We start from the raw sequence: 12,866 nt of genomic DNA on the forward strand, positions 1-12,866 counted from the left end.
AAAAAAACTCCAGCACTTGTACACCGCAAGTACTGGAGTATTTAATCATAAGCCGTTTCGTTCAATCACTTTTTGATACCAATAGAAACTGTCTTTTTTCTTTCTATCTAAAGTCCCTGTCCCGTCGTCATATTTATCCACAAAAATGATGCCATACCTTTTTTTCATTTCTCCTGTAGAAGCACTGACAATATCAACGGCACTCCAAATCGTGTAACCAATCAACTCGACACCATCATCGATGGCTTTCTCCATTTCAGCAATATGCTTTTCTAAATAATCGATGCGATAATCATCATGAATCTGTCCATCTTCAGCAACAGTTTCTGAAACCCCGATCCCATTTTCCACGATCATCAATGGCAGTTGGTAGCGATCATAAATATCATTCAACGCAATTCTCAATCCTACTGGATCAATCATCGCATTCCATTCCGTCTGCTCTAGATAAGGATTATTTACGCCTGAACCGCCAATCATACTGTGCCCATTTTTGGTAACTTTCTCATCTGCAGAGACACAAAGTGTTAGATAGTAACTAAACGTGTAGTAATCCACTGTTCCCTTAGCTAGGATCGCTTGATCTTCTGGTGCAAACTCGATTGCAAAGCCATGATCAGCAAAATATTTCTTTGCATAATAAGGATATTTCCCTGTGACCTGCACATCGCCACAAAATTTCGAGTGCATATTTTCTTCTTGTTTGGCTAGTAATACATCATTTGGATGGCTAGTATAAGGATAGCGTGGCATATAAGAAATCATACAGCCGATTTTCAGGTCTGGATAATGCTCATGTCCGTAAGCGACAACCTTTGCACTGGCAACAAATTGATGATGCAGGGCTTGGTAGCGTTGCTGTAGATTATCCGGCTGATTGATAAATTCAGATTCACCAACTTGCAGTCCCAGTGATAAAAAGTTTCCGATACTTAAGGTGGCCGTGTTGATTTCATTAAAAGTGATCCAATAGTTTACTTTTTCGTGATAGCGTTCAAACAACACCGCCGCATATCTCGCATAAAAGTCGATCACGTCACGACTCGCCCAACCATTGTATTCTTGGCTCAAATATGCGGGAACATCAAAATGAGCAATGGTTACAATTGGTTCAATCCCGTACTTCCGACACTCGTCAAACACGCGATCATAAAAGGCCAGGCCTTCTTCATTCGGTTCAGCGTCGTTGCCCTTGGGAAAAATCCGGGTCCAGTTGATAGACATGCGGAAAGCTTTAAATCCAGCTTCTGCAAACAATGCAATATCTTCTTGATAATGATGATAAAAATCAGTTGCTTCGTGGCTTGGATACAACAACTCTTCTTCAATTTTTGCTGTGATTTTCCGAGAAGTCGTATGGCTGCCACCGCTGATCAAGTCAGCACAAGCGAGCCCTTTTCCGCCCTCATTATAGCCGCCTTCATATTGGTTTGCCGCCGAAGCGCCGCCCCATAAAAAATGTTTTGGGAAACTCATTGCTGTCATCCTTTCTTCTTTCTAATGGTTAAAAAATGGCTAATAACTGATCGCCAGCTTTAATTTCTTGATGTTGGGCAAGTGCCACAACATCTAAGAAGTCTGCCGTATTGGTAACAGTGATCATAACGGTATCTTCATACCCTGCCTGAGCGATTTTTTCTGCATCAAAGTGCAATAATGTTTCTCCCATAGTGATTTGATCACCTTCATTGACTAGTCGTTCAAAGGCACTTCCTTGCATATTCACCGTATCAATACCGATGTGGATCAGAAGTTCAATCCCCTCGGTACTGGTAAGTCCAATCGCATGATTTCCTGGAAAAACGGCAGAAACCTGTCCCGTAAATGGGGCAATCACCTGTTGATCTTGTGGCTTAACAGCAATTCCTTTGCCTAATGCCAATGAAGCAAACGCCTGATCATTGGTTTCTGTCAATGGAACGGCAGTTCCTTTTAAAGGTGATAATACAATTTTTTCAATCGCTGATTGTTCTTTCTTCGTTTCAGAAGAAACATCAGTTGCTTTGGCTGTCACATCTTGCGCTCCAGATTTGACTGCTTGCGGCTGATTATTATTAGGAAAATCTGCATCTTTGACCATGACCCAGGTGTAAGCAAAGGCAATCGCAAAAGTAATCAACGAGCCGATCAGCGCATGAAACACACTGCTGTATGATGGAAGCGCCACAAATGAAGCAATGACTACTGGCGTATTGATTTTCATCAAACCAAAATAAAGTCCCCCAGCAGCACCCCCAAGGATCATTCCGACAATCGGTTTTTTCAGACGTAAGGTTACTCCGTACAAAGCAGGTTCAGACACACCCATCAAGGCAGTAATTGCCGATGAAAAACTCACTTGTTTAAATTCCGTATCCTTAGCTTTGATTCCAGCCGCTAAACAAATCGCTGCTTCGGCAGCCAATCCAAGCAGCATACCAGGGACGATCAAATCATCATACCCGTACGTTGCCAAAGAAGTTAATAAAATAGGGGTCAGCGTCGTGTGCATGCCCGTCATTACTAGCAATTGAGCAAAGGCACCCATAAACAAGACGGCTAACGGACCAAAATTGTTTGTTAAGTAGTTCAAAAACTGTGACACATAGTTGCCGATCGTCACACCTAATGGTCCGATTAGCAATAGAGCCAGCGGTGTGATCACGATGATGGCGATCAATGGACGTAGAATAAATTTGACACTGTTCGGTAAAATCCGATCGGCGAACCGATAGACATAAGACATAACCCAGACACTTAATAAAACTGGCAAAACGGAGGCATTGTAGCTCACATTCGGTACGAGCAATCCAAATAATGTGATTCCTCCTTCTTGGCTAAGAAGGGCCGTCAATCCTGGCATCACAAAAATCGCTCCGACGTAGCTTCCTAAGAAAGGATCAATTTTCAATCGTTTGGCCACAGAATTTCCTAAATAAACGGGAATGAAAAAGAAGGCTGCTTGCGATACTTGATACAATACGAGATACGTATCGTCAGTTGCAGCTAAAATTCCTGATAACTCCAATAGTGAAAGGACCACTTGCAGCATTCCTCCAGCTGCTATGATTGCAATCATCGGTGTAAAACAGCCTGCGATAAAGTCAAGGAGTCGTGAGATGATCGATTGATCGCTACTGCTTTGATCAGCCGTCGTTTCTGTCGTCGGTAGTTGAGCGTATACACTCGATACATCTGGCCCAATAATCACTTGGTATTGACCATTTCCCTGAACGAGTCCAGTCACTCCTTTTAACTGTTTGATTGCTTCACTGTCAGCTTTTTTGTCGTCGGCCAGCGTGAAACGCAGTCTTGTTGCACAATGGGTCACGTGCTGGATATTTTTACCACCGCCGACATTCTCATAAATTTCATTGGCTAGTTGTTTATAGTCCATTGTTTTTCTCCCTTTCTCCTTGTTCCGTCAATTTCTGGATATGGAGTGATAGATAAATTTCTTCATTTTCTGAGATGTTGATATCATACGTATTTTTGATATAAACCTTGATTTTTTCCACACAGTGAAACGCTTGCGGATACATCTTCTCAATTTGTGCATAGAGCGTCGACGCTTCATAGCTGGGAAGTGTATGATTGATCACATTTTGTGCAAAATAGTGCAGATGCGTGACAAAGCGAGAATAATGGAAACTATTCTCATCAAAATTTTGTTTGTACTCATACTTTACGATCGTCAGTACGTCTTCTATAAATTTCGCGATTTGATTGGTAACCGCCATATCCTTCTTTTGTGATTGGACATTTACAAAATGCAATGCGATGGAGATCGCTTCTTCTGTTGGTACATCGATCGTTAGTTCTTGCTCCATAAGTTGGACAGCATACACCCCAATGGCATATTCATCGGGATAAAATCGCCGAATATCCCATTGCAAAGGACTATGAAAAGTCATTTGCTGCTTGATACGATGAACAGTGAAATCAATATGATCCAGCAAAGTCAAATAAATATAGTCGCTGACTGCTAAGCGATAATTCTGTTTGGCATAAGCCACGATTTTAGCAACGATCGCTACGTATTTCGGATCGCACTTTCCTAATTGATAGCTAAAATGTTCCAACATTGCGTGAGTATCCAATACAAAAATCTTTTCAAAATCTTGTTCTTCTACATCATCTCCTACCTTCTTATTGAAGCTGATGCCTGTAGAAAATCCGATAATTTCATTGCTGCCTTTCTTTAGTAAGACAACATTATTATTTAAAAACTTCTTTATTTTCATGATTTCCTCCACCTTAAAAACACTAAAAAACCTCATACTCCACCCTTGGTGGAATATGAGGTTTGCCTTCTTACAGTAACACGCCTCTTGGTCACAGCACTTCTGTAACCGTTATCTAATTACATCGGTATCATAGCACTTCAAAAAAAACTTGTCAATCGCTTCCTTAAATTTTTTCGCACGATCGTTAAGCCCCCGTTGAGCTTCTCACAAAAGCTATTTTTGTCAGACTGGTGTTTTAAGAACAACTTTTGCTTTTTTTATCCCCAAACCAACAACTTGCCGGCACAATAAACAACAATCTTCGTGCTTATGCAGCGCTTGAATCATCGTTTCTTTCTACAAACCATTTTTTGAGGGGAAAATGTCTCAATAACACGCAAAAACGAAAATAGATTCTCTTCTCTACTTTTGACACCTATCTTAGCTATTCCTCGATTGGTCTATTTGTTTAAATTTCAAAACAAAATCGCTCTCATTTTTTGTCCTTCTATGCTGGAAAGCAAGTAGCAGTAACTTTATACATCTAGGTTCCTTCGTCTTTCCTTTCAAATGCGCATTGGTCTATTCCACACCTCCCTTTATCCCTCAATCTTTTCTTAAGCGTTTGAACAATTTCTTAATAAAATAACTAACAAAAAATAAAGTTTTACTATATCTCTTGAATGTAAGCGGTAAATTTGTTATTATTACGAAGGATAAGGAGGTGTTTATCGATTGTATGCGATTAAAATCTTTCATGGTTATCTAACCGCCGAAGGAAAAAGAACACGGGACAAAACAATTGCATTGACCTATACTTGCAGAGAAGATGCTGAACGTTTCGCAAATAAAATCGGCGGGAGAGTTAAAAAAATTGGCTAACCAACTAGAATAAAAAAGGCTGTCAACCTCAGTAGGTGACTGCCTTTTTTTGTTATCTGATTTCTTTTAACTCTTTTCGCGGTACTAACTTTTTACATAACCGCCCCTATCCTTTCGTTGTCGAATCACGCTGTGAAGCAAGTTAGTTGGTTTTGACGCCTTGAGTCTTTATACTGAAACAAAGGCACCAGCCAATCCAAAAAAAGGAGTGACCTGTCCATGTGCGGCCGATACTTATTTGATCCATCAACTGGCGAATTGTCAGAATATTATCAAGAAGCCGCGGCGAAAGCCCGCAAGCGCCAACAGACTGTCGCTATCAATGATGTTTTCCCCTCCAATCACGTCGTAACCATCGGTGCAAATCAACAACAACAAGTTGTAGCTGGTGTGACAAGATGGGGCTTTACCGGCTTTAAAAAAGGGCATTTGATGATCAATGCGCGTTCTGAGACCGTTGAAGAGAAACCGACTTTTCGCCAGCCTTTCCAAGAGCATCGCTGTGTCTTTCCGATGTCTGGTTTCTATGAATGGAATCATGAAAAGGAAAAGTTCCTCTTTTCGCAAGATCACGTGATTTATGCTGCTGGTTTTTATCGCATCCTTCAAAAAGAGGATCAGATCGAAACCGAATCAATCATTCTAACGACTGCCGCGAACGATTCTGTTGAACCAGTCCATGATCGAATGCCTCTGTTCTTAGAAAAAGAAGCGATTGCTTCTTGGATCAATGACTTGGCTTTTGCTCGCCAACAACTCAAAGCAGAAATGCCCAAGCTGAAAACCCAATTGCTCTCTTCTTAACTGCTTGCTACTTCTTTTTCAGCAGAACAAAAACCGCCAAGTCAGCTTTGATTTGGCGGTTTTTTTCTACTTCTGCTTTTTCTTAATAAACGGTGAAGGTCTTGCCAGTCATGATTCCAAAGACTGCTTTTTGATACGCTGCAAAAACGGGTGCGTCACCAACGGGAATAAAGCCTTTGAAAGAATCGGCGAAGGTTTCCCAAGAGCCCACAAGCGCATTGGGACTGACTGCATTGATTCGTATCCCCTGACCGATCTCAAAAGCTGCCGATGCCACGAAGGCTTCTAAACCGCCGTTGACCAGTGCTGAAGGCGTGCCCATTGGGATAAATTCGTCTTTGATAATTCCAGAAGTCAGCGTGATACTGCCACCTTCATTGAGAAAATGCTGGCCAATCAACGCAAGGTTGACTTGTCCTTGCAGCTTCGAAGCCACCGACTGTTGAATATCTGCTGGCGTCAATTCCTCAAAGGGTTTAAACACTGTGCTTCCCGCAGCGGAAACAATGGCATCCACTTTCCCAGTAGCTGCAAATAGCTGGCTGACACTGTCTGCATCCGCAATTTCGACTTGATGATCGCCGCTGCTACGGCTAGCCGTGATCAGCTCCACTTCTGGTAGCTGCTGAAAGCCTTCAACTAAAAGCTGCCCAAGTGTGCCGGTATGACCAATCAAAAGTAATTTCATTTGCTCGCCTCTTTTTTTTGTTTGTGTTTCGATTCTAACCCAACCAAGCGATTTCGACCATTCATCTGCTTTTCCTGCCTTTTAGGTCTATTCTTGCCCTTGTCCATTTGTTCCCCTACTACCTGCGTAGTGATTGGAATCACCTATCACGAAAGCAATTGACAACTTTCTCATCTTGTTCTAAGATACTACTAATTTCATACACATGCAGTGAGAAGAAGAGTACGATCCCCCCTTTCTTTCAAGAGAGCTCGGAACTGGTGAAAACGAGTAAGGAAGACGATCCGAAGATGACCTTTGAGCATTCGTGGACGAACAATCCCCGACGGAGAAAGCCCGATAGCGCAATGCAGTTTATTTGATGAACTGACTGAGGTTTTTTGTTTCAGTAAAAAACAAACGAAGGTGGTACCGCGAAATGATCGTCCTTCCCAAAGACTATTCTTTGGGAAGGCTTTTTTTATAAAAAAGGAGGAAAAGTTATGAAACGAAAGATTCGATTGGGTGTGGGCATTGGTTTATTGTCCTTAGTTTTATTTGCCGGTTGTGGCAATCAAGAAGAAGTAACGGGAAATGCCGAGGAACAGCAGACAGAAATCAGATTGGGGACGACACCAGGGCCTTACAGCGAACTGTTTCTCAAAGGAATCAAACCGATTTTAGAAGAAGCTGGCTATACTGTGACGGATATTGGCTTTACTGGGGTCTTGGAAGCGGACATTGCATTGAACGATGGCGAGATCGACTTAAACGTCGATCAGCACACCGCCTATTTAGAAAACTTCAATGAAAACACGGATGCCGATTTAGTGGGTATCACACCGATTCCTACCGTTCCAGCCGGCTTGTATCCTGGCAGAAAGGACAGTTTAACAGCGATTGAAGCAAACGATACCATCGGGATCCCCAATGATCCGTCAAATAGTGCCCGGGCCCTGTTGCTGCTGCAAAAAGCCGGCTGGATCGAACTTGACCCGGAAGTGGCGCCCATTGACGCGACGTTAAGAACCATTACTGACAATCCTTATGACTTGGATATCGTTGAGATGGATTCTGCGCAAATCCCCCGCAGCTTAGCAGATTTAGACTATGCTGTGATTCCCGGCAGCATCGTTTACAGTGCTGGAATCGCTGCAGAGGAAAGCTTATTAAGTGAAGACATTTTGCAAGAGTATGAACTGGTGGCAACGGTAAAAAAAGCCAACAAAGATAGTGACTGGGCACACGCAGTGGTGGCAGCTTATCATTCTGAAGCCTTTAAAGAACTGCTGGCAGAAGAAAATCAAACGGGTTATTGGTTTATTCCTGAAGAATTGCAATGACCGCTTCACAAGTAGCAATAGGCAGCAACTGTCGTCGTATTTTTTAAAGAAGCTTCTATTACTATAGAAGGAAAAGACATGACTACTATTGATTAGTGGACCATTCCCCGTCTGAATCTTTGTAAAGGAGGTCAAAAATTGAATATTCAACAAATGCGCATCGTGCAAGCGATCGCTGACCATGGAAGTTTTCGTGAAGCAGCCAAACGGCTGTATCTTTCGCAGCCAAGTCTTTCCCAAGCCGTGAAAGAGTTGGAAACAGAATTGGAGGTCCAGCTTTTCGAGCGTACGAATCAAGGCGCCCGCTTGACTGCCGAAGGCTCGGAATTTCTAGACCATGCCCAGCCGATCTTGAGTCAAGTGGCGCAGCTGCAAACGCGTTTTTCCAGCAAGCAAGCAGCGAGTCAAACCTTCGCTATCGCAAGCCAGCACTATGATTTCACGGCTGGAATTTTCAGTGAGCTGCTGCAGGAATTTCCCGACTGCCGCCAGTTTCGCTTATTAGAAACCACGACCTTAAAGGTGATCACGGACGTGCAACAATATCGAAGTGAATTTGGGATCCTTTATTTGAATGAGCAAAACCAAGCAGGATTGGAACGACTGCTGCAAGGCGCCCAATTGTCCTTCGAGGCGTTGGGACGGTTTCGCCCCCATGTCTTTTTGCGAGCAGCTCATCCCTTGACAGAAAAAAGGCAGCTTTCCTTAAGAGATCTCGCCCCTTATCCACAAGTACGCTTTTTGCAAGAAGATGAACGCTATTCGTTCTTCTCAGAAGATTTGATCGACTTCGCTCAAAGCCCTCAAGTGGTGCATGTCAGCGATCGAGGCACGATGGTCCAGCTATTACAACAGACGGATCTTTATGGAACCGGCTCGGGGATCGTTGCCCAACCAGAACGCCAAGGCTTGGCTTTTCTTCCTTTGATCGACGCGTCCGAGGGTGAGATCATCCTCATTAAAAAGAACGATCGCCCGTTATCAGTGATCGGCGAGCGTTTCTTAGCAAAATTACGGCATCATCTTACAGCTTTTCCTAGTGATATATAAGCGAAGGCCTCCTCTTCCAACTCCCCATAGATGATTGGCTGCTCCTTCGCATTATATAAAAAATCCTTGAGCCACTTCCCATGCAGGAGGCTCAAGGATTTTCTTTTACGGTTAACATTGTCGGCAATCACCGCTGATTACAGCTGCTCTGCCTGCATTTGATACATTTGCTGATAGATTCCTTGCCCTTGGACAAGACTCGAATGGGTTCCCCGTTCCACGATCTTCCCTTGATCCAAGACCAAGATTTGATCTGCTTGTTTGATCGTTGACAAACGGTGAGCGATCATAAAGGTCGTCCGTCCTTTTTGCAAGATGGTCATCGCCTTTTGAATGATGGATTCTGTTTCAGTGTCCACATGGCTCGTCGCTTCATCCAGAATCAAGATTTTCGGATCAAACACTAATGCACGGGCAAAACTGATCAGCTGGCGTTCTCCACTAGAAAACTCATTGCCTTTTTCAACGACTGGATGATGGATGCCTTTTTCGTAGCGGCTCAAAAGGTAGTCAGCGCCGACTTGTTTCAAGGCATCGATAATCATCGCTTCGGTGATCGTTGGATCGTTCATTCCGATGTTGCTGGCGATCGTTCCAGTAAATAGATAGGGATCTTGCATGACGATCGCCATTGAATCTCTTAAACTATGACGATCAAAATCAGCGATCACTTGTCCATCCACAACGATTTTTCCGTGCTGCGGATCATAAAAACGGAACAACAGGTTCAAAATACTCGATTTTCCAGAACCAGTATGACCGACTAGAGCAATGGTCTCTCCTGCGGCAACGTCAAAGTTGATATCGTGCAAGATCGCTTGCTCAGGATCGTAGCCAAAGGTCACCTGTTGGAAAGAAACATCGCCATTCGTGACAGTCAGCTGCTCACTTTGTTGTTTTTCAACCGGCTGATCAGCAAACTCAAAGACCCGCTGTCCGGCAGCCAATGATTGCTGCACATTGGTGATGGTTTGGACAAGCCCTTCGATGGGATCATACAGGCGGTTGATGTAATCAATAAAGGCATACAGCAAGCCTGCTGAGATCGCCAAGCGGCCATCAAGGAAAAAGGCGGCCAAGGTCGTGATCAAAATCAAGATCGTTGAGTTTCGCAACAAATTGCCTAATCCCCAAGCGATACTTGAATCGAGTAAGAGGTATTTGCGTCCGGTTTTGAACCATTTCTCTACTGTTTCATTAAATTCTTTCTGCAACTGCTTTTCTCGTTGGAAGGCTTGGATTATCGCCATTCCTTGGACAAATTCATTTAACTGCCCACTGATTTGTGAGATGTATTCCCGCATTGCTAAATTGTAACGAGAGGCATATTTGGTGTAAAAATGCTGCCAGATTCCTAAAATCGGGATCAGGATCAGCATCGCTGCTCCTAAGGTGCGGTTCAAAAGAAATAATGCAATAAACGCACCAATGATTTGGATGATGTTGCTTAACAAATTACTGATCACGATCACGTAGAAATTAGACCGCAAAACTTCGGTGTCATTCGTAATCCGTGCGACGACTTTACCAGCTGGGATCTGGTCAAAGTAAGAAACCGGTAATTTGTGCATATGGTCAAAAAGCTGATCCCGCATTTTTTTGACAATACTGTTGGACATTTTTCGCAATTGCAGCAAGCTGATATAACGAAAGAGGGAACCAATCAAATTGACCAGCAAATACCCAGCGAGTAATTGGATCAAAAGCATCGTGTTTAGGTTTCTGCTGTCAACCGCCGGTGTCATCACTCGGTCGATCAGCTGTTTGGCAATCAGTGGTGAAGTCAGCTCGAGCGCTGCTGCTAGCAACAGCAAGATCGCGCCCACGGTAAATTGTTTTTTATAATAGCTCAAATACGTGAGCAAACGCTTAATCGTTGAGAACACTTGTATCGTCCTCCTTTAACTGTTGATGGTAATACTGTTCTTGGTACCAGCCTGGCGTTTCGATCAACTCCTGATGGGTACCACGCTGTGTGATCCGTCCGTCTTCTAAGACGATGATTTGATCCGCTTCGGTGATGGCGGACAATCGATGGGTCACGATGATGGAGGTCGGTGCCTGCTTCATCGTTTTCAAATTCGTGATGATGGCTTGTTCCGTTTTGGCATCAACTGCCGAAAGGGCATCATCCAGTAAGAGGACTTCACTGTTTCGTAAAAACGCCCGTGCTAAGGACAAGCGTTGTTTTTGTCCACCAGACAGGGAAACGCCTTTCTCACCGACGACCGTTTCGAGCCCTTCTGGCATCCGCTTGATGTCTTCACTAAAGCAAGCGGCTTCCAGTGCTTCCCACAACACTTCTTCTGAAGCATCTGGCTGTCCGAATAGCAAGTTCTCGCGAATTGTTCGTGAAAACAAGGTATGTTCTTGCGGCACTTCTGCAAAGTGGTTGCGTACTGCTGTTGTTTGATAGGTCGTCAACGGCTGCTCGTTAATCAAGGGTACTTGATCAGAGTATGGATAGCGGTGACCGAATTGTCTTAGCAGCGTCGTTTTTCCGCTACCGGTCTTCCCAACGATCCCTAAGACTTCTCCACGAGTGATCGTCAAATCCAGTCCTTCTAACACATAACGAGCTGCTTGTGGGTATTGGAAATGGTATGCTTCAAAACGGATCGTATTGATGGCTTGCAGGTCGGCTTCACCAGGAGTTTCTAATTCATCACCCGTCTGCAGCACTTCATTGATCCGACGCCAGGATGCGGCACCTTGTTGCATCACATTCACAAGATCTCCTGCTGAGATCATCGGCCAAACGACCATTGTCAAGTACACTTGGAAAGAGACCATCGCACCGATGGTGATCGTTTGGTTGGCAACAAGAAACGCCCCGACACCAAAGCTCATCACAAAACTGATCGCTAAGATGATGGTAATCAGCGGCCCGAAACGGGAATCGATCTCAGAAACGATATTGTTTTTTGCTCTTGTTTCCAGTGTTTTCTTTTGAAACTGTTCCGTGGTGGCTCCTTCTAGTCCATAAGCTCGGACGACCCGAATGCCATCAATGATCTCCAACACTTCACTGTTCATCTCAGAAACAGAATTCTGCGCTTCCGTAAACGCCTTATCGACTTGCGAGCCCCATTTGAAAATGTAATAGGCTAAAAGCGGCATTGGAATCAAGGCAATCAAGGTCAATAGCCAAGAAACCGTCCCAGCCATCATCGCCACGATAAAACTTAGATACAAACTAGTATTTAAGAAAACCATCAGTCCATACCCCACGGTCATCCCCATCACTTGGACATCGTCACTGGAACGAGTCATTAAATCGCCTGTTCGGAAACGATGGTAAAACGGCGCCCCCATTTTAAGAAAGTGGCTCATCAATTGTTCCCGCAATTGTTTTTGCAAATCGTAGGAACCAATAAATAAATTAAACGTCCAAACAAATTCGGCCAGATATCCTAACAAGATAGCTCCGGCAAAGAGGGTCACGTATTGGACCAGTACCGAATAATCAAAATTATCTTGGATCAGCGCATCAATGAATAAGCGCAAGATATAGATTGGTGCGACATACATCGCACTAGCAATAACCATAAAGACGAATACGAAGGTATAGCGCACCTTATGTTCTTTAAAATACGTTGTTAATTGTTTTAATACATACTTCATGTTTTATCCCTCACATTCTAAAAAAGTACACAAAAAAGCTCTGTCCCTTCGGAAAAAGGACAGAGCATAAACGTCGTTATTATAGACATTATCTGTACACTAATGGTTACCGAATGAGGGATTCACTTTATTCAATTTGGTTGTTTTTTTATCAAATACTTTTTGCATCGTAATCCCTCCTTCTCTTTTTATTTTGCTGACTACACCTAACACTTTACAGATAAGTTTCTGAGAATGCAACAACTTTTATTAATTTTCTTTAAAAAAGATTGACTTTTCTAAAAACACAGA

Annotated in this window: 10 protein-coding genes and 1 other annotated feature; of the genes, 4 read left to right on the forward strand and 6 right to left on the reverse strand. The window is 43.4% G+C overall.

What is annotated here, in order from left to right; translation table 11 throughout:
- Window positions 1-45 precede the first annotated feature (45 nt).
- From ACIPK1_RS01090 to ACIPK1_RS01100, 3 genes are read right to left on the reverse strand one after another with little or no spacing between them, the layout of a single operon-like run.
- Entirely contained in the window at window positions 46-1,476 is a 1,431-nt protein-coding gene (locus tag ACIPK1_RS01090; protein WP_400449730.1) for a glycoside hydrolase family 1 protein, read from the reverse strand.
- Window positions 1,477-1,504: 28 nt separating this feature from the next.
- Window positions 1,505-3,376, reverse strand: a complete 1,872-nt coding sequence (locus ACIPK1_RS01095) for a beta-glucoside-specific PTS transporter subunit IIABC (RefSeq protein WP_061054443.1) — start codon at window positions 3,374-3,376, stop codon at window positions 1,505-1,507.
- The gene (locus tag ACIPK1_RS01100; RefSeq protein WP_034872360.1) at window positions 3,366-4,223 is read right to left on the reverse strand and encodes a PRD domain-containing protein; all 858 of its coding nucleotides are present in this window, start codon (window positions 4,221-4,223) and stop codon (window positions 3,366-3,368) included. Before ACIPK1_RS01100 ends, ACIPK1_RS01095 begins: the two co-directional genes overlap by 11 nt.
- Window positions 4,224-4,940: 717 nt before the next feature.
- Here ACIPK1_RS01100 and ACIPK1_RS01105 point away from each other — a divergent pair.
- On the forward strand, window positions 4,941-5,087 hold the full coding sequence (locus tag ACIPK1_RS01105; protein WP_005234527.1) for a hypothetical protein: 147 nt from the start codon (window positions 4,941-4,943) through the stop codon (window positions 5,085-5,087).
- Window positions 5,088-5,306: 219 nt separating this feature from the next.
- Window positions 5,307-5,891: an SOS response-associated peptidase gene (locus ACIPK1_RS01110; protein WP_005234526.1), complete on the forward strand. Its 585-nt coding sequence runs from the start codon at window positions 5,307-5,309 to the stop codon at window positions 5,889-5,891.
- Window positions 5,892-5,973: 82 nt separating this feature from the next.
- Here ACIPK1_RS01110 and ACIPK1_RS01115 read toward each other — a convergent pair whose 3' ends face one another.
- The gene (locus ACIPK1_RS01115; protein WP_016613677.1) at window positions 5,974-6,579 is read right to left on the reverse strand and encodes a short chain dehydrogenase; all 606 of its coding nucleotides are present in this window, start codon (window positions 6,577-6,579) and stop codon (window positions 5,974-5,976) included.
- 201 nt (window positions 6,580-6,780) lie between these two features.
- Window positions 6,781-7,012, forward strand: a binding site (T-box leader).
- Between the two features lie 49 nt (window positions 7,013-7,061).
- Between ACIPK1_RS01115 and ACIPK1_RS01120 the strand changes: the two genes are divergently transcribed.
- Both ACIPK1_RS01120 and ACIPK1_RS01125 read left to right on the forward strand, forming a co-directional pair.
- Entirely contained in the window at window positions 7,062-7,901 is an 840-nt protein-coding gene (locus tag ACIPK1_RS01120; protein WP_400449733.1) for a MetQ/NlpA family ABC transporter substrate-binding protein, read from the forward strand.
- 138 nt (window positions 7,902-8,039) lie between these two features.
- Window positions 8,040-8,951 carry a LysR family transcriptional regulator gene (locus ACIPK1_RS01125; RefSeq protein WP_005234515.1) on the forward strand — a complete coding sequence of 304 codons (912 nt, stop codon included), beginning with the start codon at window positions 8,040-8,042 and terminating at the stop codon, window positions 8,949-8,951.
- 137 nt (window positions 8,952-9,088) lie between these two features.
- On the opposite strand, the gene ACIPK1_RS01130 is transcribed toward ACIPK1_RS01125, so the two are convergent.
- Entirely contained in the window at window positions 9,089-10,837 is a 1,749-nt protein-coding gene (locus ACIPK1_RS01130; protein ID WP_086332607.1) for an ABC transporter ATP-binding protein, read from the reverse strand.
- Window positions 10,821-12,575: an ABC transporter ATP-binding protein gene (locus tag ACIPK1_RS01135; protein ID WP_005234510.1), complete on the reverse strand. Its 1,755-nt coding sequence runs from the start codon at window positions 12,573-12,575 to the stop codon at window positions 10,821-10,823. Before ACIPK1_RS01135 ends, ACIPK1_RS01130 begins: the two co-directional genes overlap by 17 nt.
- Between the last annotated feature and the right edge of the window lie 291 nt (window positions 12,576-12,866).

The sequence above is a fragment of the Enterococcus sp. NPDC086594 genome (genome assembly GCF_044746145.1).
Taxonomy (GTDB): Bacteria; Bacillota; Bacilli; order Lactobacillales; family Enterococcaceae; genus Enterococcus_D; species Enterococcus_D entomosocium.

Excerpts from the sequence above, each read along its gene's own strand:
- ACIPK1_RS01100 (WP_034872360.1), bottom strand. The coding sequence starts at position 4,223 with ATGAAAATAAAGAAGTTTTTAAATAATAATGTTGTCTTACTAAAGAAA.
- ACIPK1_RS01110 (WP_005234526.1), top strand. The coding sequence starts at position 5,307 with ATGTGCGGCCGATACTTATTTGATCCATCAACTGGCGAATTGTCAGAA.
- ACIPK1_RS01135 (WP_005234510.1), bottom strand. The coding sequence starts at position 12,575 with ATGAAGTATGTATTAAAACAATTAACAACGTATTTTAAAGAACATAAG.
- ACIPK1_RS01095 (WP_061054443.1), bottom strand. The coding sequence starts at position 3,376 with ATGGACTATAAACAACTAGCCAATGAAATTTATGAGAATGTCGGCGGT.
- ACIPK1_RS01115 (WP_016613677.1), bottom strand. The coding sequence starts at position 6,579 with ATGAAATTACTTTTGATTGGTCATACCGGCACACTTGGGCAGCTTTTA.
- ACIPK1_RS01120 (WP_400449733.1), top strand. The coding sequence starts at position 7,062 with ATGAAACGAAAGATTCGATTGGGTGTGGGCATTGGTTTATTGTCCTTA.
- ACIPK1_RS01090 (WP_400449730.1), bottom strand. The coding sequence starts at position 1,476 with ATGAGTTTCCCAAAACATTTTTTATGGGGCGGCGCTTCGGCGGCAAAC.